The organism is Sphingobacterium sp. 18053 (assembly GCF_902706145.1).
Lineage (GTDB): Bacteria > Bacteroidota > Bacteroidia > Sphingobacteriales > Sphingobacteriaceae > Sphingobacterium > Sphingobacterium paramultivorum.
Genome location: NZ_CACSJW010000003.1, coordinates 591,513 through 613,397 on the forward strand (window position 1 = coordinate 591,513; position 21,885 = coordinate 613,397).

The following is a 21,885-nucleotide window of genomic DNA, read 5'->3' on the forward strand; positions in this document are numbered from 1 at the left end:
AATGACTTTAAAGGAAAAGACCATCTCTGGCCTAATATGGTCAGTAGGTCAGCAATTTGGTTCTAAACTAATTAGTTTTTTTATAACCATAGTGCTTGCCCGCATTTTAACCCCGGCAGAATTTGGGTTAATAGCTATGTTATCGGTATTTATATCCATCGGAAATACATTACTAGACAGTGGCCTTACTTCTTCGCTTATACGAACGGCCGATGCAGATCAAAAAGATTTTTCTACCGTTTTTTATTTTAATTTGATAGGGAGCACAATACTTTATTTTATATTATTTTTTTGCGCCCCTCTTATTTCATCGTTTTACCATCAGCAAGTCCTTACAACTATCATTCGTGTTTATAGTCTGATATTTATTTTAAATGCTTTCTTTGGTGTACAAAACACCTGTCTTGTAAAAGAGATGAGGTTTAAAACACAAACAAACATACAAATTCCTTCATCTTTAGCAGGGGGAATTTTAGGAATTATTTTGGCTAAGACCGGATATGGCGTTTGGAGTCTGGTATGGATGAGTTTATTTACTACATTTTTATCTACCATACTTCATTGGATATATTCAGACTGGCGTCCTGCTTTGATATTTGATAAAACAAGTTTTAACCGTCATTTTGATTTTGGTTATAAAATGACCCTATCGGGAATACTTGACACCCTTTACCAGAATATATATACACTGATTATAGGTAAATTTTACTCTGCTACTCAACTAGGATATTATTCCCGGGCCGATTCTATCAGTCAGCTACCAACAGCAAATATTTCAGCAGCTGTCAATAAAGTTACCTATCCGATGTTTTCAGAAATATCCCATAATAATGTGCAATTGAAAAGGGTAAACAAAAAAGTGATGCAGCAGGTTATTTTTTGGAATGCTCCCATATTGATTTTTATGAGTGTAGCAGCTCAGCCTCTTTTTAGTTTTTTATTAACCGATAAATGGTTGCCAGCAGTACCTTATTTTCAAATACTTTGCATTGCAGGTGTAATGCAGCCCCTTCATGCATATAATTTAAATATTTTAAAGGTAAAAGGCCGGAGCGATTTGTTTTTAAAACTGGAGGTTATAAAAAAAGCACTAAGTGTAATAGGCATTTTGAGTGTAATACCATTTGGTATTTATGGTCTGTTATATTTTCAATTATCCTTTAATTTTATTGGATTCTACATCAACACAATCTATAGCGGAAAGATGATTAACTATCCGGTCAAAGAACAGATATTCGACATTTTACCCACCATAATCTTGGCTGTCTTTATTGGTATTTCAACTTATCTTCTTGATTCTTTCTTAGTGGATTCTTTTAATATTAACAATTTGACACGGATTATCATAAGTGCTCTGTTTTACGCTCTTACTTATTTAAGTATCAGCAATCTTATAAACCTTACAGCAATAATAGATTTTAAACAATTAATACTAAAAAGATGATACCAGTAACTAAGCCATTTCTTCCTAAAATAGAGGAATTTGAAAACTATGTAAAAAGTATTTGGGACCGCCAATGGTTAACCAATAACGGCCCTCTAGTTAATGATTTGGAACTTAAACTCAAGCATTACCTAAATGTGGATTATTTATTATATGTATCCAATGGTACTATTGCTCTCCAGATGGCTATCAGAGCATTGGAATTGAAGGGAGAAATTATTACAACTCCATTCTCTTTTGTTGCTACAACGAATAGTATTGTATGGCAGGGCTGCAAACCAGTATATGTGGATATCGATCCGGATACGTTCAATATTGATCCAGATAAAATCGAAGCAGCAATTACCCCTAGAACTTCCGCGATTTTGGCAACCCATGTGTATGGCAACCCATGTAATATTGATGCAATACAAAATATTGCTGATAAATATGGTTTAAAGGTGATATATGATGCAGCCCATTGTTTCGGAACAAAATATAAGAACAGGTCAGTCTTTGCATATGGAGATATTAGTATCACAAGCTTTCACGCAACTAAATTGTTTCATACCATAGAAGGAGGAGCTGTTTTCACTAAAAAACCAGAGTTGTTAGAGAAAATGGCATTTATACGTAATTTCGGATATTGCGGCCCGGACACCATTGCGCTGGTAGGCATTAATGCGAAAAACTCAGAATTTCATGCAGCTATGGGGTTGTGTAACCTGGAACATATTGATGCCATTCTGGAAAAGAGAAGATCTTTGTCTCTGCATTACCGAGAGAACCTGAAAAAGTTAAAAGTTAAATTTCAGTTCATTGATTCTGCTCCCGATTACAATTACGCCTACTGTCCGATTCTGTTTGATTCAGAAGAACTGATGCATGATTGTATTGTCAAACTTGAATTGGCAGGTGTATATTGCAGAAGGTATTTTTTTCCTTCTTTGGCTACATTACCGTTTGTAAACCGTAAAAGAATGCCCGTATGCGATTCTGTGGTAAAGAGAATTGTTTGCCTGCCCCTGTATGATACACTCACCATCCCCGATCTGGATATGATTTCACGTATATTATTGAGAGCACAGAAATATCCTGTGAAAACCATCAATACACAAAAAGGCTTTGGAGAATTGATTGCCAATCGAATAGAAAAAGTCATAAATGGTCATGAAAAAAAGTAAACCAGCTATGAAAAGTTCAGAAACTGAAGTGATGGTTAGCATCTGCTGTGTAACTTACAATCATGAGAAGTATATAGCACAGGCTATTGAGGGCTACTTGATGCAGCAAACTTCTTTTAAATTTGAGATTCTTATCGGGGAAGATTGTTCTACCGATAATACCAGAAAAATTGTAGAGGAATATGTGCTAAAACATCCTGATAAAATAAAATTAATTACTTCAGAATCTAACGTGGGTGTCCACAAGAACGCGGTAAGACTGAATAAAGAGGTAAAAGGTAAATATTTGACCCAATGCGATGGAGATGATTATTGGACAGACCCTTTAAAACTGCAAAAACAAGTTGATTTTTTAGAACAAAATCAAGAGTATATCATGTGTTGTCATTATTCAAAAAGAATTAAAGAAAATAATGAAATATATTATATGAATTTAAATCCAAAACCAATAATCTATTCGTTTGAGGATATATTATTCGATAATGATTTTGAAACAGTTCTCAATACAATTCTTTTCAGAAATACGCCCGAAATTAGAGAAATTTACTCAACAGATTGGTTCTTTAAATTTAATGCCCCAGACAGATTTCTTAAACTTTATTTAACATTTACTTCCGGAAAGAAAATCTATGTTTTACCCGAAATAATGTGCTGCTATAGAAAACATCCAGGAGGCATCTGGAGCATGTTAAAAGCAAAAAGTTTAAAACAAAAAACACTTGACGATTTGTACTTGATTATTGAAATTTTCAAATATTCCCGCGTTCAAAAAATCAAGTTGCTTCTCTATTATCTTAAAAAATATTTCCTATTTGAAGTTAGAGATCACAGTCTACAAAATGCTTTTAGTACTATAAGAACCATATTGTAAGCGGTTAGAAAATATAATTATACATTAAATAATTTCCGATATGAAATATCTTAAGATTATTATTTTATTCTTAGTTTTCTGCAATCTTCCAAGTTATTTCTTGGTTAAAGTTAATGCCGCAATTGGTCAGCTTTTAAGCTACAGCACCTTCCTTCTCCTAATCGTTTATTATTTTTTAAGTGAGAATAAGAAGCCAATAGTTCCATTTATCGTATTCGGTCTTTTATTCTTTTTGATATCGATAATAGTCAGTGCACAAAATGACGATGGTTATTTAGTAACGCTTATTAAATATTTTATTGTCATAGTTATGGGGGCAAGTGTTGTAAGCGATACCACAAAGGAAGATATATATATAGTACTTTTAATAGGCTGTTTAAGTATAATTTTTGAATCTATTTTTATTGAAGGTATTGGTGGCAGATATAGAGGGTATTATATTAACCCTAATGCAGCTGGCTATGCTTGTATATTAGGTTATTCTCTAAGTTTTTCAATAAATAACAAAAAATTAAAAATCATTGGCCAATTACTATTTTCAATGGCCGGCTTTCTTACTTTCTCCAGGACTTTCTTATTTATCTGGATATTAGTCAATTTGATATCTTTGCTAATCAATTATAAAAATGTATATAAAATACTAGTAGGTATTGTTTTATTTGGTCTGTTTCTTTCATTTGGAGATAAACTGGATTTAAGTACGAAAAGAATGCATGCATTTTCAGGAATACTTGAAGGAAAAGTAAATGATGATTTAAAAGAAGAATCGAGAACAGAAACCTGGTCCCATTATTATAATCAAATTTTAAACAATCCAATCTTGGGTAATGGATACCATTCCTTTAGCGGAGAAATTTTTGGACCTGAATACAATACTTACACCGTAAAAAATGGTGTACACAACACTTTTTTAATGGTTATTGGTGAAGCTGGCTTTTTTGTCCTTCTCTATTTTTTATGGATATATGGGTCTTTTTTAATTAATGGCATAAGAATGTTTCATGATAATCCGGTAATTTTTCTGGTTTCATTTTCTTTAGTAATGTACATGCTTACCAATCATAATTATTTTGAAAATAACCTGGTATTATTTGTTTCGATGTGGCTATATATTCAAATAGATCTGGGTAAGAAAGTATCCGAAAAGAAACATTTAGATCTTCACCAAGTCAAGAACTATCAGGTTGAGTATCTAAATATAAATGCATTTTAGTATGTGTGGAATTTATTTAACCAATATTCCTATTGAAGAGGAGGCCGTAAAATTAAAACTGGAATCTATACAATTCCGTGGACCGGACTATTTAGGGATTCAAAAAGTATTTGATTTGACTTTTGGACATTTACGACTATCCATTTTAGATTTAAATGTTCGTTCACATCAACCTATGACATTTGAAGACCTTGTTATAGTGTTCAATGGTGAAATTTATAACTTTCAGGAGATAAAAACAGATTTAATAGCTCTAGGGTATACTTTTGATACAACCAGCGATACGGAGGTGTTATTAAAAGGTTATAAAGAATGGGGAGCTGCTTTAGTGCCGAAACTAAACGGAATGTTCGCTTTTGCTATATATGATGCCACATCAAGAAAAATATTTTGTTCACGCGACCGCTTAGGTGTAAAACCCTTTTATTATTCATGGAAGGACGGTGAACTTGAAATTTGCAGCCAGTTACGTCCAATAAGCCAACACAAACAAATAAACGATGAAGCTATATCGATGTATTTGGACTGCGGTTATATCCCCAGCCCATACACGATCTATCAAAATGTCTATAAATTACCTCCTGGAAATAATCTGGAGATTGATTTGGACAGACAAAAATACGAAGTTAAAGAGTACTGGAATCTGAAGGAGGTCGCCGAAGTGGGCTTATCTTATAATGAGGCCAAAGAGAAGTTGCACAATCTGTTAAAAGATGCCGTAAAAATAAGATTGCAAGCAGATGTGCCTTTTGGATCATTTCTCTCCGGAGGAATAGATTCTGCTCTAATATCCAGTATTGCTTCAACGGTTTCAAAGGATCCTATCAAAACATTTTCGATAGGCTTTGAGGATCCGGAATATGATGAAAGCAAGATCGCTGCAGAATATGCAAAAATTATAGGTTCTGAACATACAGAAACAATTTGTAAAGCAACAGATATTTTAGAAATGATTCCCCAATTAGTAAAAGTGTTCGATGAACCTTTTGCAGATAGCTCTGCATTGCCTTCTTTACTGTTGAATAAAATAACGAAGCAATCTGTTACCATGGTCTTGTCTGGAGATGGGGGGGATGAAAGTTTCTTTGGATACAACCATTTTAGATTAGTGCCTTACGCAGATAAAATTACGTTTGTACCCTATTTTTTGAGAAAAATGGCCGCCAGCGTATTAAGTTTTAATTTCCTGGGTGCCCGCGCACTTTCCTATAAAGGAATACTCAATGCTGCTTCAAAATATGATTTCATTGCAGGTATATTTGTTGGATATGACTCTCTTCTAAAGAAGAGAAACTTTAATTGGTTGTCCCACTATAATGGCTATAAAATATGGTCGAAAGATTTGTTACAGGCAACAGCTGATTTAAATATTAAATTGTGGTTAGAAAACGATAGTAATGTAAAAGTAGATCGTGCCAGTATGGCTCATTCAGTAGAAGTAAGAAGCCCATTTCTTGACTATAATATCATTGAGTTTGCAAGAACACTTCCTATATCATTTCGTTACGAAAAAGGCCGAAGAAAAAAAATATTAAAGGATATTCTGAAAGAATACATTCCTGAAGAAGTATTTGACCAACCCAAAAGAGGATTTGCTGTGCCTTTAGCCGGCTGGATAAGAAATGAACTGCGTAGTGAATTTGAAGAAAATCTAACAGACGATTTTTTACGTCAGATTCCTATCTTAAATGTACCCAGGTTTAAAGATATTTTTAAAAAGCATTTAGAAGGAAAGCATGACTATTCATCTTTTATTTGGAGAATATATATATTGTCTAAGTGGTATCAAGAATTTGGATTTTATAAAAATTTGGCACCCAATAAATACATTTAGCACCGAATAATAATACCCTTTACTTCTTCTTTAACTAAAAAAAAAGCATTGTTTCAGGCATGTATGGCTTTTTTTAATGCTTTTAATCGTTGGTATTGCCCCATTAAATATTTTGATCATTGAAGTTTTCCAGATACTTGTCAACTATGAAACACTCATGGTTAACAAATCCCGCGTGTGTATTCCATTCCGGTAACTCGGAACAAGTTAATGACAGATAAAAGACAGATTAAACACATATGAAAAATAAGTTATTTTTTGTTATTAATAACCTTCATAGTGGAGGGGCAGAAAGAGTGTTATCTATATTGGCAAATGAATTTAGTAAACAAGGATTGAGCGTTTTTGTTGTTTGTCTCAATGAAGCCGAACCAGGTTATCAAATTTCATCTCATGTCAAGATGATTAATTTATTAGAAAAGAGGGAGAAGGAAAATATTTTTAACCGTATTAAATATGCATTATTAATATTTCTACGATTGTCTAATTTGCTTATTAAAGAAAAGCCAACTTGTGTTATTTCTTTTATGACCACAGCAAATTTATGGACCGGTTTAGCTTGCTCTTTAATTAAAACACCCTTTATAGTTTCGGAACGAACTACCCCTGATCATACGATTAATTCATTCAACTTCTTTTTAAAAAGAATTTCCTATATCATATATAAAAAATCTAAGGCTATAGTTATACCAGCCAAAGGAATAGAGGACTGCATTAGAAACCATAAATCTTTTAAAAGATTAAATAATTTTAAAATTATCCGAAATCCTTTAAATGTATTTAAATCGCCCTCTGTTAAACCGGTAAACAACAAGAAGTTCATCTTAGGAGTTGGTCGTCTTTCCTATATTAAGGGATTTGACCAACTAATTGAGGCCTATAGTAAAATTAAAGCTGATGACGTTGATTTATTAATTGTTGGTGGCGGAAGTGAATATGAAAACCTATCCAACCAAATTGAAAAATTGGGTATGCAAAAACGGGCTAAACTAATTGGACCAAAAGATAATCTGCAGGATTATTATAATCAAGCCGAATTGTTTGTTCTACCATCCAGAAATGAAGGATACCCAAATGCTTTAATAGAAGCGATGAGTTTTGGCTGTCCTTGTATTGCCATGGATTGTGAGTTTGGCCCATCAGAAATAATAGAAAATGAAGCAAATGGAATTTTAATAGAGGCAAATAATACTGGTAAACTTACTTCCGCAATGGATAATTTATTAGCCGATGAAAGCCTTAGAGTAAAAGTTGCTAGCAATGCGCAGTTAATAACTCAAATAAATTCTATAGAAAACATTCTGCCAAAATGGAAAGATTTGATATTGCATAATGCATAATCAATGTCCTTTCTTTTACTGAAACAGACATTTAACCACCTTAAATTTTAGAATTATGAATATTCCATTTTCACCTCCGTTTATTGATCAATCGGTTATTGACCAAGTAGTACAAACACTTCAAGATAAGTGGATTACAACCGGACCTAAAGTTAAATCTTTCGAGCAAGAAATAGTTAAACTTACCAATTCTGATGCAGCAGTTTGTGTAAATTCCTGGACATCCGGAGCAATACTGATGTTAAAATGGTTTGGGATTAAAGAGGGAGATGAAGTAATTATACCAGCTTACACTTATTGTGCAACCGCTTTAAGTGTTTTGCATTGTGGTGCTATTCCTGTAATGGTAGATATCAACGATGATTTTTGTATAGATCCTGAAAAAGTCAGAAAAGCCATAACTGCGAAAACAAAAGCTATTATAGCTGTAGACATTGCAGGATGGCCATGTAATTATGTTGAACTAAAAGCTATTATTCTGGAATCGGAGGTGAATAATATGTTTACAGCAGAGTCTGATAAACAACAACTTTTAGGACGTATCTTATTGATCGCAGATGCAGCCCATTCTATCGGTGCAACGTATAACGGTTTGTCTTCGGCTAAAATGAGCGATATAGCTATATTCTCATTTCATGCAGTAAAAAATATCACTACAGCTGAAGGGGGCTGTATTTGTTTAAATCTTCCTCGCAGTTTTAATGCAATGACAGAATATGAATATCTAAAGATATATACACTTAATGGACAAAACAAAGATGCCTTGGCTAAATCAAAAGGTGGTGGTTGGCGTTATGATATATTATTTCAAGGGTTAAAAATTAATATGCCAGATATATGTGCTGCTATTGGTTTGGCACAAATAAAAAAATACACTAATGAGTTATTGCCTAAGCGTAAAGAAATAGCTTCAAAATATTGTAAGGGCTTGGAACAAATGGATTGGTTTATAAAGCCCCCTTTGCAGGATAATGAGAGAGAATCTTCCCACCATTTGTTTCCACTACGAATAATGGGTATTACCGAAGCACAGCGGGATCGGATAATAGATGATTTGGCCCAACTAGGTGTAGCCGCCAACGTACATTTTATACCGATGCCTATGCTTACTTATTTTAAAAACCTTGGGTATCATATAGAAGATTATCCAGTCGCCTATAAGCAATACTCATGTGAAATTTCTTTGCCTCTTTACCCTCAGCTTTCAGATGCCGAAATACAATTTATTATTGAATCGGTAATTGCCACCGTACAAATTCAAGTAAACAAACCAGCACAGGCAGAGGCTAAAGATAAAAATAAGAAAACAAGAAAAGCAATCGTTTCAACAAGAATTTTTGGACATGGACACCAAACGCATATTTGATATTTTATTAGCCTCATTTGGCCTAATTGTACTTAGTCCGGTTTTTGTAGTAATTGCTATACTAATACTTCTAGATTCGAATGGAGGAATATTCTATCGTCAGATCAGGGTGGGAAAGAACGTGGAAGATTTTCCGCTGTTCAAATTCAGAACTATGTATGTGCATCAGACAGATCAACAACTACTTACCATAGGCAATCACGATACTCGTATCACAAAAATTGGATATTGGTTAAGAAAATATAAACTGGATGAATTACCTCAGTTATTAAATATACTAAAAGGCCATATGAGTTTTGTTGGTCCCCGCCCTGAGGTTCGTAAATATGTAAATCTTTATAACGAGGAGCAAATTAGGGTACTCTCCGTTAAACCGGGAATTACCGATTGGGCATCAATTGAATTTTCTGACGAATGCGAACTTTTGGAAAAATCCAATGATCCAGAGCATTTCTATATAGAAGAAATAATCCCATTAAAAATTACACAAAATCTGAAATACATCAATAATCATGATTTATGGATTGATCTGAAAATCATATTTCTGACTTTAAGAAAAATTGCGATTGGATAAACCAGTCAATTAATACGATTCTAAAACTCATCAGCAAAATGAAAATCGTTCACATTATAGGTGCACTTAGAAGAGGTGGAGCAGAGCGTTTTGTTGTCGACTTATGTAATGAGTTGGCAAAGAATGATCAGTATCAAATATATTTAATTTCTCTTTGTGATAATGATGCTGATACAACTTTTCTTAATGAAATCAGTGGGAAGATAAGTTATTTATCCCTACACAAGGGCAAAGGTCTAAATTTCCGGGTACTTTTTAAATTGACCAGTTGGCTGGTTAAGCAAAAAGCGGATATAGTTCACACGCACTTAAATGCTTTTGAGTATTTGCTTTTGTATAGATTTATGAGTGGTAATTGCAAGTTTTTTCACACCATCCATTCAACAGCCGAATCCGAATGTCCGAATTTTTTAATTAAGGCATTTCGTAAAACTCTTTACAAGAAGAATAAGGTAATTCCTGTCGCAGTTTCAAATGATGGAGGCAAATCATTTCAGAAATATTATGGTTTGGATAATGTTATTGTAATTGAAAATGGTCGTCCATTTTTAACTCTGACTGATGAATATCCTGTACTTATTAAAAGATATAAAGAAAATATAAACTCTTTCCTTTTAATTCATGTGGGAAGGATTATGAAAGTGAAAAACCAGCAGCTATTAATTGAAGCTGTACAAAAGTTTAATACAAATGAAGAGAAAAAATGCAAACTATTAATAATCGGTGATGTTCGTGATGAATCCTTATATCATCATCTTTATTCACTGATAAAAGACGACCCTTACGTTGAGTTTCTTGGAGGAAAAGAAAATATCGCTGATTTTCTAAGTATGGCAGACTTTTTCTGCTTATCAAGCTTTTATGAAGGGATGCCTATATCCTTAATTGAGGCATTATCAGTTGGATGTATATCGATTTGTACTAAGGCCGGTGGTGTTAAAGATATGATTAAGAATGAGGACACCGGCTTCTTGAGCAATGATAATAGTGTGGATTCATATTATCAAACGATAAAAAGAGCCGTTTTCTATCCAGATAAACAAAAGATAAAAGAAAATAGCCTGAATTCATTTAAACAGCACTACCATATAGGAACTTCGTGTAAGAAACATGTAGATGCATACCTTGTGATCTAAACATAAATACTAAATAAACAGAACCTTTTAAGAATTTGCATAATCAGGTTTGGATAATGAAATTCTTGTTATTTAATCTTGATGAAAACATGAAAAACGTAATTGACAGGTATTTTGGTGCAGACAAATGGAATATAGGATTTGTTAAACAATCTGCTGCAGATTTAATCCGGAGAAAAAGATTTAATGGAAAAGTAGTATGGCTGGAGGAGGATGAAGCCCATTATTCGGCAGACCCCTTTGTTGTCAAAATTAATTCCAGTCTTTTCATCTACTATGAGGAGCTTAACTTTTGGAAAATTAAAGGCAAAATTTCAAGAATTAAAAATTTTAATTTTAGCACTAAACAAAGGATATCTGGCCTTACACCAAAAGGGATACACTTTTCATACCCATACATTTTTGAAGAAAAGTCAAATTTTTATTGCATTCCAGAAACAGCAGATGCAGGTGAAGTAAGTCTTTATCAGCTGGATCATGAAAACTCGACCGAGTTGAAGAAGAAAAGGGTTTTGCTAGTGGGGCCACGCTATGTAGATACTTCGATTATCTACTACAAGGGAAAACATTGGCTATTTACCAATATAGATGGCATGTTAAATAATCTATACATATACTATTCAGATTCATTAGAGGAGGAATTTAAACCACATGCATTAAACCCCATTCCGGTAAGTTCAAAAAATTGCAGGAGTGCCGGAAACTTATTTATAGTAAACGGGCAACTTTACCGCCCAACTCAGAATCTGGAAATCCGTTACGGAGGATCCATAATTATTAATAAGATTTCTGAACTTTCTGAACATTCATTTAAATCAGATCCTGATTTTGAATTATTTCCGGAAGCCCCTTATTTGGAAGGTATGCATAATATCAGCTTTGGAGACAATTTGATTGTTGTAGATGGAAAGAGAAGAACACATTCTCCCATTACTCCCGTACATAGATTATTAAAAAAAGTTCTTTACTAAATATTGGCGCATAATGTTAGCTGAAAAATGTGATTATTTTCAAAGGATGGATACGATTTCAAATAGATTATTATTTGTATCAATGTCTGATACTGCAGGTGGAGCAGAAAATATCCTGTGTATGGCAGCAGGTGTAACAAACAGTCCATTAATATTTCTGAAACATATATTTGATTCTCGCCTTTTCATACCAAAAAAACAGGAGGTAAAGCATTTAACTAAAGGGGCGATGTTGATCGGCTTTTTAAAACTTGTTAAAGAGCTGTACCCTTACAGAAAAGATTACACGATCATAAGCACAAATCCTTACCTAAATTCATATTTAGGCCTACTCAAACGCGTTGGGTACCTAAAATCAAACCTGATTGTCCGTGAATGTACTTCGGTATTTACCCGTTATACAGGTCTCAAAAAATTAAGCTATCAGATAGCTTATAAATTAGGTTATCCAGCCGTTAATTTAATCGTCTGCCAAACGGGAATTATGCGTAATCAGCTATTAGCCCAAAATAAATTTATCCCAAACGATAAGGCTGTAATAATAGAAAATCCGATTGACCTAAATCATATATTAAGAAAAGCAGAAGCCTCTATAGATGAAAGTCTGACAGATTCAGAATTTATTTGCTCAGCCGGCAGGTTAATTCCTGAAAAGGGCTTTTCAATACTAATCCATGCATTTGAAAAAATTGCACAACAGCATGAGAACCTAAAGTTATTGATATTAGGAGAAGGCAAAGAAAGGAAAAATCTCAATACTTTAATAAAAGACACCGGTCTACAAGATCGAGTAATCCTAATGGGGCATGTTGATAATCCAATACCATATTATAAAAAAGCAAAACTATGTGTTGTCTCATCTATTAAAGAAGGATTTCCAAATGTTTTGCTTGAAATGATGGCCGTAAATGACTCCGTTGTTTCAACCCTTTGCGCCGGCGGCATTGAAAAAATACCTTCTATTCTTAAAGTTGAACCCAATAATATCAACTCTTTAACATCAGCTATAGGGTTTGCGCTCGCTGATTATCCCAGCCAGAAAAACGATAGCAGGCAAGACTACCTCAAAGATCGCAGTCCTGAGCTATTTATTAGTTCCATTCTGGAAGAGTTGCACCGGGTAAATAGCTTATAACTTTTAATAAAAAGACTCAAACAATCTATAATTCATCTATAAACTTATATCTTATGAAAATTTTAGTCACAGGCACGGCCGGATTTATTGGCTTCCATTTAGCCAAACGTTTGTTAGAAAGAGGAGATACAGTAGTAGGTATAGATAACATCAATGATTACTATGATGTCAACTTAAAACACGATAGACTTATAGAAACAGGAATAGATGTGACAGAACTAGAATATGGTATAAGTAGGATAAGTACTAAATATCCAAGCTATACTTTTATTAAATTGGATATTTGTGATAGTGAAAGTTTAGCGACTTGTTTTGAAACTTTTCAGTTTGATGCTGTTTGCAACCTTGCTGCACAAGCAGGTGTAAGATACAGTATCACAAACCCTGAAGTTTATGTAGAGACTAATATAAAAGGTTTTTTGAATGTTTTAGAGTGCTGTAGAAATTTTAAAATTAAACACTTACTTTATGCCAGCTCATCAAGTGTGTATGGATTAAATAAGGTAATGCCTTTTTCTACACATGAAAGCGTAAATCATCCCATTTCACTATATGCTGCATCTAAGAAAAGTAATGAATTAATGGCTCATGCCTATAGCTATTTGTTCAATTTGCCAACGACAGGTTTAAGATTTTTTACAGTTTACGGTCCTTGGGGTAGACCAGATATGGCTTTATATATTTTTACTAAAGCAATAATGGAAGGTGAAGAAATAGAAGTTTTCAATAGCGGTGAGATGAGTAGAGATTTTACTTATATTGACGACATTGTCGAAGGCATAGTTCGAGTAATTGATACTCCCGCACAAGCAAATCCAAATTGGAATGCGAAAAGCCCTGATCCTGCGACTTCAAAAGTACCTTACGTTGTTTATAACATTGGAAGAGGAGAACCGGTAAGTTTGTTAAATTTTATTAATGAAATCGAAAAACATACTGGAATTAAAGCCAATAAAGCTTTTTTGCCTATGCAAGCCGGAGATGTTGCCGAAACTTCTGCTAACATTAATGATTTAACCAATAACCTTCATTATCAACCGATAACAAGTGTGGGAACAGGGGTGAAAAATTTTGTAAAATGGTACAACAACTATTATACAGTGTCTTATCAAAATCAGACAAAAATTATACAAACCGCAAATGGTTTGTCATAATACTGTAACATAAGGTTTTTTAACAACTTGAATAATTTTACTCGAAAACAAAAATTTGAAAAACCACAACTAACTAAATATCAAGTCTTAACAAAAAAATATTCAAAATTAAATTAGATAACTACTTCATTATCTGCATTGTGTTTTAATTTACAAATCCTTTAGGTTTGCGCCCAAGATGTAAATTTAAAACACAAATTCATGCAGAAGAAAACAAAATTAATTACAAAAGTGCTAGTATTTAGCTCACTACTGTTTACAATTTTCACCTTTAGTCAATGTCAAAAAGAAGGGGTAGAAAACCTAACAATTGATGCGCCTAACGATGTGGATTTACAAAGTGTTGTTTCAACAACTTCAACTTCTGTATTCACAGTAAATGTTTCAAAAGGTATTTCCGATGGCGGATTTTCGGTACGAATTCCGATGGACGCCAATTTAATAAGCGACACAAACGATAAGCCAACTGCATCAACCGTAAGAGTATTTGAAAATGGTGTTGAAATAGGCCCTTCGCACTCTGTACACCAGGAAATCAGAAACTTAGGTAAAGGTCGTTTCAGTCATAAATCGGGCTTCTTGTTTCTTTCGGCTTCTGATAACTCAGATCCGAGAACCAATCGTAAGAAATACACCTATACTGTAGGAAATCAAAGCATTACATTACCTCCAGTAGTTCCGCCAACCGGTACCACAGATCCTCCAGTATCTACTAATGAACCTATCGGATATGCTTCTGTAAATGGTAAAACAACAGGAGGTGCAGGCGGCCAGACGGTAACTGTGTCAACTTTTTCAGCGCTTCAAAGTGCTGTTTCATCCTCGGCACCATTAATTATACAAGTTTCTGGTACAATTACAGGATCTGGATTACTTAGAGTACAATCTAATAAAACGATTCTGGGCCTTAACGGATCTAAACTGATTGGTGCAAGTTTGTTTATCTACGGGAAGAGCAATATCATTATCCGGAATATGACAATCAGCAAAGTTAAAACATATTCAAATATAATTATCAAAGGTGGTGCACACCACGTGTGGGTAGATCACTGTGACCTTTCATCAGAACGGGTAAGCGACTGGGATTACTATGATGGATTGTTGGACGTAGGAACTGGTGCTGATTACGTTACACTATCATGGAATAAGCTGTACGACAACCATAAAGCTATGCTGATCGGTTTTAGTTACAACGAACCTGAATCTGTTGGTAAACTTCGTGTTACTGTACATAACAACTATTTCTATAATGTTTCAGAACGTTGTCCGAATGTAAGATATGGAACTGTTCATACTTTCAATAACTATTATGACAATGCAGGATTTGTTAGCTCTTTTATGGGGGCAATTGTAAGAGTGGAAAATAGTTATTTCAAAAACACTACGCTTCCGATCAGAACAGAACTTAGTCCTGTAGCAGGTGTTATCAGCGGTGAAAATACCAATATATTTGATAACTCTGGAAAAAACAAAATTACTACGGCCCCTTCAAATTGGGTACCTACTTACGAATATAAATCAGTACTTAGTGCTGCAGCAAATGTTCCATCTATTGTGATGAAAGGTGCTGGCGCAACTTTATAATCAACAGAAGTAAGTTAAAACATTTAATTGCAAGGCCATCTGACTGTAAGTCAGGTGGCCTTTTGGTTCATGTATAATTCTTTTTAATTCCACTATTATGGCAGAAAATAGAAAAAAAGTATTGATAGCGTGCGATTCTCCGCGTACATTACTTGATTTTAGGGGTAAACTCATTGAAGAACTTATCAAGAAGAATGAGGTGTTTGTTTATACCCCAAAAATTTCACAACAGCATGTTCAAGAAAAGCTAAAGAATCTTGGAGTAACTGTTTTTGAAAATCATCTGAACGGAAGTAATGTATCGATCCTCTCCGATCTTACATACATGATTCAATTATACAAGGTTATCAGGAAACTAAGACCGGATATTTTCTTTCCCTACACATTTAAACCTGTAATCTATGGAACTATTATAGCAAAGCTTTGTGGAATAGATTGTATAACTCCGATGTTAACCGGACTGGGGTATAATTTCACCGATAATAGTTCTAAAAAAAGTATAGTGAGCCTGATAACCAAAACACTGCTTAAGTTAAGCCTGATGGAAAACCGGAGGGTCAGAATCATTTTTCAGAACCGAGATGATTATAATAAATTAATAGAATCAGGTATAATCGGAATTAAACATCAGGCATTTGTAGTAAATGGTTCTGGTGTGGATTTGGGCCATTATGATTATTCTGAACCAGAAACTACTAATATCAGTTTTCTAATGATATCCCGCCTTATCAATGCAAAAGGTGTAAATGAGTTTTTTGAAGCCGCGAAAACCATCAGATCCAAATACCCGGATATAAAATTCAGGCTTATTGGTTCTTTTGATGATAACATTGACTCCATTAACAAAGAACTGTATTTCAAAATTCAATCTGGAGATACCTTAGAATATATTGGGCAAGTGGATGACGTAAGACCGTATATAAAAAATTCATCCATCGTTGTACTCCCTTCGTATTATGGAGAAGGTGTTCCCAGATGTATCCTAGAAGGCATGGCCATGGGAAGGGCCATCATTACCAGCGATTCTGTTGGATGTCGTGAAACTGTAAATGTTTCACCTTCCTGTACTAATGGTTTTTTGGTTCCGGTAAAAAATATTCCAGCGCTTGCTTCCAAAATGGAGCACTACATAAATAATACCCGAGATATTATCTCATATGGTATCAATGGTCGAAAATTCGCCAAAGAGAAATTTGATGTGAACCTTGTCAATGCAGAAATGCTGAAAATCATGAACGTTGGCTAGCTTGTACATCTAAAAAACTGTAGTTCTTTAAAAATATTATAAGTCATGGCATATCGCTTGATCAATTTTCAACAATCGGAAGAATGGACAGCATATGTCCATAATTCTGTAAACTATGATTTTTATCATACCTGGCACTATCATTCATTAGAGAAAAACGGGGATCCATTTCTTTTCGTTTACGAAGAATCGGATGTGTTTATTGTGCTACCTCTGCTAAAAAGAGAAATTGAAAATTCAGGTTTATATGACCTGACTTCTGTATATGGTTATTCAGGGCCGATTTCTAATAGAAAATTTGCAGAAATAAGTGACCAGATACTTGAAAATTTCAAGTATTTCTTCTTAAACTTCATGAACACTGGAAGATATATCTGTGTTTTCTGTAGACTTAATCCTTTTATTGACCAGAAAGTGTTGATTGAAAAAATAGGAGGTATTTACAACAATGGTAAAACTGTATACATGGACTTATCCATTTCTATTGAAGAGCAAAGAACAGGCTATGAAAAAAGGATGGGCAGACAAATTAGACACTTGAGAAAGATGCCTTACATTATTAAAGAAGCTAAAACCGGAGATGAAATAAGTTTATTTACGGCCATGTACAATGAGAACATGCACCGGCTGAAAGCAGAAAAAAGCTATTTTTTCAACGAAGATTATTTTGCAGCAATCATTAAAGAGGATAGTTGCAAGTTAATCGTGATGTATGATGGAATTAAAATGATTTGCGGCGCAATTATTATGTGTTGTGGAGGCATAATCCGAAACCATCTGTCTGCCACAGCAGTCGATTATGTTAATCAATCGCCCAGTAAGTTACTCACGGACGAAATAAGTATAATAGGTAGGCAGCTAGGAATGAAGTATTTTCACCTGGGCGGTGGTTTGGGAGGTCGGGAAGACTCCTTATTTAAATTCAAATCATCCTTTTCAAATCTGTTTCTCGAAGATTCTACCTGGAAATTTGTATCGGATACAGTCGTATACAATGATCTGATCAAGGAAAGAAAGAACGATTTAAATATAAATTATTTCCCCTTGTACCGTTACCCTGAAATGGACATTAAATAAAAACAATCCGATTTCAAAATACCGGGTTTTCTAAAAAAAATAAATTTTTAACCATTAAATCTGTATGCTTTGAAAAATATATTTAATTACTCTGGAGCTACTATTAGTGACTTTGAGAATGCAATTGATCAGTTTGGTTGGGTTATATATGAAAACGCTCTTAATGAAGAGCTGATTACTCAAATTATTAATGACCTGGAACCGGCTTATTTGCAAAGAAGAGAAATCCAAACCCAAAACGGTATTGAAACAAATATGGAGGGAACCCTTCATCATTTATTGGAATGTGACAATTTTAGTTTACATTTTTTAGAACAAATGTTTTGTGATAAGGAAATACGCTTCTTTTTAGGTGGAAACTATATTTTAAATGGGTTTAGCGCGGTTATTAACATGAAAAACGATAGGCCGTATGTTCAAAATATTCATCGGGATTTGAGAAGTTTTACCGGAAATATGAAAATGATGATCCAAATGATTGTGTTGCTTGATCATTTTACAGAAGAGAATGGTGCTACTTATTTACTTTCAGGCTCACACAAAGAAGATATTAAACCAAGTGAGGAATATTTTTACAAACACGCTGACAGGGCGATAACAAAAAAAGGCAGTATTATCTTGTTTGATTCTAACTTATGGCATGCTGCCGGTAAAAATTATACTGAAAATGCTAGAAAAGTATTAACATTAAGTTTCACCAAACCATTCTTTAAGCCGATGTTTGATTTTCCAAGATATTTAGGTTATGAATTTGGAGAATCTTTAAGTGAAAGCTTAAGGCAAGTTGTTGGTTACAACGCCAGAATTCCATCAGATTTGTACGAGTTTTATCAACCTCCTCATAAAAGAATGTATTTATCGAGTCAAGGTTAATAGTTTTTTGAGAAAATTTAACTTCCAATTTTTATGAAAGATCAAAAAGAACTTCAGAAAACCATTGGAGGCTTTTTTCAGTTACAACTCTCAAATGGCGAAGAATACTATCCTTCACTCATAAAATTAAATACAACCAGAAATGCATTAGAATATATATTGAAGGTTCAGGGGTATACTAAAATTTATATACCCTATTTTACGTGTGATACGATATTGGAACCTATGTTAAAATTGGCAGTTCCATATGAGTTTTATACACTGGATAAACAGTTAGACCCTATTGTTGATTTTGAAATTGGATATACTGAATGCTTTTTGTATACCAACTATTTTGGCATAAAACAGCATACAGTAGAAAAATTAAGCAAAAACGTTAAAAATTTAATTGTTGATAATTCGCAGGCCTTCTTTTCAAAACCAATAGATAACATCGATACAATATATTCATGCAGAAAGTTTTTTGGCGTCTCTGATGGTGCTTACTTGCAACTTAATAGTAGTCTCCGATTGAACATAGAAACGGACATATCTTTTGATAGATTGTTACATCTTATAAAGAGTATCGATGTTGGGAGTGAAAATTCATATGGGAATTTTGTTGAAAACGATAAAAGTCTTGAAAACAACGATATAAAAAAGATGTCTGTTCTAACGCAGAAAATTCTTTCTGGAATTAATTATCAAAACAGTGAAAAAATAAGAAAACAAAACTATAATTATCTGCAGGAAAATTTGGCTCTAATAAATGAACTTGATATTGAAATACCTTTAGATGCTGTTCCTATGGTATACCCTCTTCTTATTTCAAATGATAAAGTTAAAACTAAACTTATAGCGAATAAAATATTTGTTCCTACCTATTGGCCTAATGTTTTTAAGTGGACAAACGAACAGATGTTTGAAAATCATCTGGCAAAACACCTTGTCCCACTACCAATAGATCATCGGTATACTATAAAAGATATGGAACGAATAGTTTGTGTGTTGAAAGATATAATACATGAACTAGCATCTTAATTCTATTTACTAGCCTCTTTATTTTTTGATTCACATTATGAATTTACTTTAAATCTTTTAAAAAAATAGGATGGATAATTTAGTTTATATAAGACCATTGGTTTTAAGCGATGCAAATGTCTCTTATCAGTGGAGAAATGATTCTGACATCTGGAAATATACTGAATTTAAACCTGATAGATACGTTTCTTTAGAAACTGAACAGGAATGGATAAAAGGCAAATTAGAGAATAAGGATGAACGACGGTTTGCAATTTGTCTTAAAGAAAACAATCAATACATAGGAAATATTCAGTTATTAACTATAAATAATGGACTGGCATCCTTTCATATATTCATAGGTGAAAAAAGCTTATGGGGAAACGGAATAGGCAAGCAAGCTACAAAGCTTATATTAAAGTATGCTTTTTTCGAACTAGGTTTAAAATGTGTCTTATTAGAGGTAAATCCATTAAATATTCCTGCTTATAAAACTTACGAAAGAATGGGTTTTGTTGCAGTAGGCTCCAATGAAGTAAATGGATTTATTAAAATGAAATTAAATAAAAAAGAGTTTCCCATCTAACCTTAGTTCACTTACTATCATGAGAAAATTAATTACTCTTTTTCACAAAGAGCAATGGAAAGACTACGTATGGCGCCAATGAGCCAATATATAATTCCTTAGTTGATCGTATAGGAATCGATCCTAATAATAAGATTGAGTATTTCCCCTTATACAGATGCGACTTTATGCCGTTAAATAATGCAATACTCCAATAGTAGCTGATATATGTTAGTATTTGATTAACCTCTTGGTCTTGTGACCACCTAAAAATGTATTCTATGATTAAATTACTTACCCTTAACGAAAGAAGCGAATGGAATTCTTACATTAAACGCTCTTTTGTACACGATTTTTATCATACCTGGCATTATCATTCTTTAGACAATAGTGGTAATCCTATACTCTTGATTTATGAAGAAGGTGAAAATTTCATAGCCTTTCCGTTCCTCAAAAGAGTTATCCCTGATTCGCCATTTTTTGATTTAAGCTCTGTGTATGGATATCCTGGACCAATTGCAAGTAAAAAATTCGAACACCTGGATGAAGGATTAATCAATAATTTTAAAAAGTCATTTTTAAAATTTCTGAAAAACGAACAGATAGTCTCCGTATTCTCCCGATTGAACCCTTTTTTTGATCAGTATATTTTGATGAAAGAATTTGAGGGGGTTCATGAAAATGGACTTACTGTTGCACTCGATCTGAATTTACCTTTAGATGTTCAGCGTAAAAAGTACGATCGGTCTGCCACTAGAGCGATCAAAAGGTGCCGGAATAAAGGATACTTCGTAAAGGAATCAAAACGACAGGAAGATATTGATACATTCATTGATATCTATACAGAAAACATGCGTCGAATCGGCTCAACTGAATACTATTTATTTGATAAACAATACTTTACAAACCTAATTCATTCAAAAGAGTTTGATTGCAGATTATTATTGGTTTATTTAGGTGATGAAATTACATGTGCAATGATCATCTCTTTTTCTCACGGCATTATTCAGGCACATTTGGTTGCTACTAAAGCATCATATTTAAATCAATCTCCTGCAAAATTTCTAGTTGATGAAATTACCATTATTGGACGGGAAAGGGGAATGAAGTTTCTTCATCTAGGTGGGGGGCTCGGCTTTAAAGAAGATTCCCTGTTCCGATGGAAATCGGCTTTTTCAGATCTGTTCTTAAACTATAAAAGTTTCCGGTTCATTGCAAACCGCAAAGCATACAACTATTTGCTTGATAAGCGCGGAATTGATAAAAAAATAGCAATCGACTATTTCCCTTTATACAGAGCTTTCATTACCTTATTTTCCTCTCTATCATTTATCTAAAAT

Annotated in this window: 19 protein-coding genes; all 19 read left to right on the plus strand. The window is 33.7% G+C overall.

Features of this window, described 5'->3' with window-relative positions:
* Position 1 precedes the first annotated feature (1 nt).
* The 19 genes from GVK91_RS09220 (at position 2) to GVK91_RS09310 (ending at position 21,882) form a co-directional block, all read left to right on the plus strand.
* Complete coding sequence (locus GVK91_RS09220; RefSeq protein ID WP_159728119.1) at positions 2-1,444, plus strand: lipopolysaccharide biosynthesis protein; 1,443 nt, start codon at positions 2-4, stop codon at positions 1,442-1,444.
* The gene (locus tag GVK91_RS09225; protein ID WP_159728121.1) at positions 1,441-2,607 is read left to right on the plus strand and encodes a DegT/DnrJ/EryC1/StrS aminotransferase family protein; all 1,167 of its coding nucleotides are present in this window, start codon (positions 1,441-1,443) and stop codon (positions 2,605-2,607) included. The genes GVK91_RS09220 and GVK91_RS09225 overlap by 4 nt, the downstream gene beginning before the upstream one ends.
* A gap of 7 nt (positions 2,608-2,614) precedes the next feature.
* On the plus strand, positions 2,615-3,478 hold the full coding sequence (locus tag GVK91_RS09230) for a glycosyltransferase (RefSeq protein ID WP_159728123.1): 864 nt from the start codon (positions 2,615-2,617) through the stop codon (positions 3,476-3,478).
* A 40-nt stretch (positions 3,479-3,518) separates the two neighbouring features.
* Positions 3,519-4,691: an O-antigen ligase gene (locus GVK91_RS09235; RefSeq protein WP_153847650.1), complete on the plus strand. Its 1,173-nt coding sequence runs from the start codon at positions 3,519-3,521 to the stop codon at positions 4,689-4,691.
* Between the two features lies 1 nt (position 4,692).
* Positions 4,693-6,525 (plus strand): asparagine synthase (glutamine-hydrolyzing), encoded by a 1,833-nt coding sequence (gene asnB, locus GVK91_RS09240; protein ID WP_153847651.1) that lies wholly within the window; start codon positions 4,693-4,695, stop codon positions 6,523-6,525.
* 239 nt (positions 6,526-6,764) lie between these two features.
* Positions 6,765-7,865: a glycosyltransferase gene (locus GVK91_RS09245; RefSeq protein ID WP_153847652.1), complete on the plus strand. Its 1,101-nt coding sequence runs from the start codon at positions 6,765-6,767 to the stop codon at positions 7,863-7,865.
* A gap of 55 nt (positions 7,866-7,920) precedes the next feature.
* The gene (locus tag GVK91_RS09250; protein WP_153847653.1) at positions 7,921-9,231 is read left to right on the plus strand and encodes a DegT/DnrJ/EryC1/StrS aminotransferase family protein; all 1,311 of its coding nucleotides are present in this window, start codon (positions 7,921-7,923) and stop codon (positions 9,229-9,231) included.
* Entirely contained in the window at positions 9,209-9,805 is a 597-nt protein-coding gene (locus GVK91_RS09255) for a sugar transferase (protein WP_121125655.1), read from the plus strand. The genes GVK91_RS09250 and GVK91_RS09255 overlap by 23 nt, the downstream gene beginning before the upstream one ends.
* A gap of 38 nt (positions 9,806-9,843) precedes the next feature.
* Positions 9,844-10,941 carry a glycosyltransferase family 4 protein gene (locus tag GVK91_RS09260; protein WP_153847654.1) on the plus strand — a complete coding sequence of 366 codons (1,098 nt, stop codon included), beginning with the start codon at positions 9,844-9,846 and terminating at the stop codon, positions 10,939-10,941.
* Positions 10,942-10,997: 56 nt separating this feature from the next.
* Positions 10,998-11,912 (plus strand): hypothetical protein, encoded by a 915-nt coding sequence (locus tag GVK91_RS09265; protein WP_153847655.1) that lies wholly within the window; start codon positions 10,998-11,000, stop codon positions 11,910-11,912.
* Positions 11,913-11,925: 13 nt separating this feature from the next.
* A complete protein-coding gene (locus GVK91_RS09270) occupies positions 11,926-13,047 on the plus strand; it encodes a glycosyltransferase (RefSeq protein ID WP_153847656.1) in 1,122 nt (373 codons plus the stop codon).
* 53 nt (positions 13,048-13,100) lie between these two features.
* On the plus strand, positions 13,101-14,201 hold the full coding sequence (locus GVK91_RS09275; RefSeq protein WP_159728125.1) for an NAD-dependent epimerase: 1,101 nt from the start codon (positions 13,101-13,103) through the stop codon (positions 14,199-14,201).
* A 201-nt stretch (positions 14,202-14,402) separates the two neighbouring features.
* Positions 14,403-15,785 (plus strand): polysaccharide lyase family 1 protein, encoded by a 1,383-nt coding sequence (locus tag GVK91_RS09280; RefSeq protein WP_153847658.1) that lies wholly within the window; start codon positions 14,403-14,405, stop codon positions 15,783-15,785.
* Positions 15,786-15,882: 97 nt separating this feature from the next.
* Positions 15,883-17,031, plus strand: a complete 1,149-nt coding sequence (locus GVK91_RS09285) for a glycosyltransferase family 4 protein (RefSeq protein WP_153847659.1) — start codon at positions 15,883-15,885, stop codon at positions 17,029-17,031.
* A gap of 45 nt (positions 17,032-17,076) precedes the next feature.
* The gene (locus GVK91_RS09290; RefSeq protein ID WP_153847660.1) at positions 17,077-18,108 is read left to right on the plus strand and encodes a GNAT family N-acetyltransferase; all 1,032 of its coding nucleotides are present in this window, start codon (positions 17,077-17,079) and stop codon (positions 18,106-18,108) included.
* Positions 18,109-18,177: 69 nt separating this feature from the next.
* Positions 18,178-18,981: a phytanoyl-CoA dioxygenase family protein gene (locus tag GVK91_RS09295; protein ID WP_153847661.1), complete on the plus strand. Its 804-nt coding sequence runs from the start codon at positions 18,178-18,180 to the stop codon at positions 18,979-18,981.
* A 33-nt stretch (positions 18,982-19,014) separates the two neighbouring features.
* A complete protein-coding gene (locus GVK91_RS09300; protein WP_159728127.1) occupies positions 19,015-20,001 on the plus strand; it encodes a hypothetical protein in 987 nt (328 codons plus the stop codon).
* Positions 20,002-20,071: 70 nt separating this feature from the next.
* Positions 20,072-20,566 carry a GNAT family N-acetyltransferase gene (locus GVK91_RS09305; RefSeq protein ID WP_121125665.1) on the plus strand — a complete coding sequence of 165 codons (495 nt, stop codon included), beginning with the start codon at positions 20,072-20,074 and terminating at the stop codon, positions 20,564-20,566.
* Between the two features lie 260 nt (positions 20,567-20,826).
* Positions 20,827-21,882, plus strand: coding sequence for a GNAT family N-acetyltransferase (locus GVK91_RS09310; protein WP_159728129.1), 1,056 nt, complete (start codon positions 20,827-20,829; stop codon positions 21,880-21,882).
* Positions 21,883-21,885: the final 3 nt, after the last annotated feature.

Excerpts from the sequence above, each read along its gene's own strand:
- GVK91_RS09220 (WP_159728119.1), top strand. The coding sequence starts at position 2 with ATGACTTTAAAGGAAAAGACCATCTCTGGCCTAATATGGTCAGTAGGT.
- GVK91_RS09225 (WP_159728121.1), top strand. The coding sequence starts at position 1,441 with ATGATACCAGTAACTAAGCCATTTCTTCCTAAAATAGAGGAATTTGAA.
- GVK91_RS09230 (WP_159728123.1), top strand. The coding sequence starts at position 2,615 with ATGAAAAGTTCAGAAACTGAAGTGATGGTTAGCATCTGCTGTGTAACT.
- GVK91_RS09235 (WP_153847650.1), top strand. The coding sequence starts at position 3,519 with ATGAAATATCTTAAGATTATTATTTTATTCTTAGTTTTCTGCAATCTT.
- asnB (WP_153847651.1), top strand. The coding sequence starts at position 4,693 with ATGTGTGGAATTTATTTAACCAATATTCCTATTGAAGAGGAGGCCGTA.
- GVK91_RS09245 (WP_153847652.1), top strand. The coding sequence starts at position 6,765 with ATGAAAAATAAGTTATTTTTTGTTATTAATAACCTTCATAGTGGAGGG.
- GVK91_RS09250 (WP_153847653.1), top strand. The coding sequence starts at position 7,921 with ATGAATATTCCATTTTCACCTCCGTTTATTGATCAATCGGTTATTGAC.
- GVK91_RS09255 (WP_121125655.1), top strand. The coding sequence starts at position 9,209 with ATGGACACCAAACGCATATTTGATATTTTATTAGCCTCATTTGGCCTA.
- GVK91_RS09260 (WP_153847654.1), top strand. The coding sequence starts at position 9,844 with ATGAAAATCGTTCACATTATAGGTGCACTTAGAAGAGGTGGAGCAGAG.
- GVK91_RS09265 (WP_153847655.1), top strand. The coding sequence starts at position 10,998 with ATGAAATTCTTGTTATTTAATCTTGATGAAAACATGAAAAACGTAATT.
- GVK91_RS09270 (WP_153847656.1), top strand. The coding sequence starts at position 11,926 with ATGTTAGCTGAAAAATGTGATTATTTTCAAAGGATGGATACGATTTCA.
- GVK91_RS09275 (WP_159728125.1), top strand. The coding sequence starts at position 13,101 with ATGAAAATTTTAGTCACAGGCACGGCCGGATTTATTGGCTTCCATTTA.
- GVK91_RS09280 (WP_153847658.1), top strand. The coding sequence starts at position 14,403 with ATGCAGAAGAAAACAAAATTAATTACAAAAGTGCTAGTATTTAGCTCA.
- GVK91_RS09285 (WP_153847659.1), top strand. The coding sequence starts at position 15,883 with ATGGCAGAAAATAGAAAAAAAGTATTGATAGCGTGCGATTCTCCGCGT.
- GVK91_RS09290 (WP_153847660.1), top strand. The coding sequence starts at position 17,077 with ATGGCATATCGCTTGATCAATTTTCAACAATCGGAAGAATGGACAGCA.
- GVK91_RS09300 (WP_159728127.1), top strand. The coding sequence starts at position 19,015 with ATGAAAGATCAAAAAGAACTTCAGAAAACCATTGGAGGCTTTTTTCAG.
- GVK91_RS09305 (WP_121125665.1), top strand. The coding sequence starts at position 20,072 with ATGGATAATTTAGTTTATATAAGACCATTGGTTTTAAGCGATGCAAAT.
- GVK91_RS09310 (WP_159728129.1), top strand. The coding sequence starts at position 20,827 with ATGATTAAATTACTTACCCTTAACGAAAGAAGCGAATGGAATTCTTAC.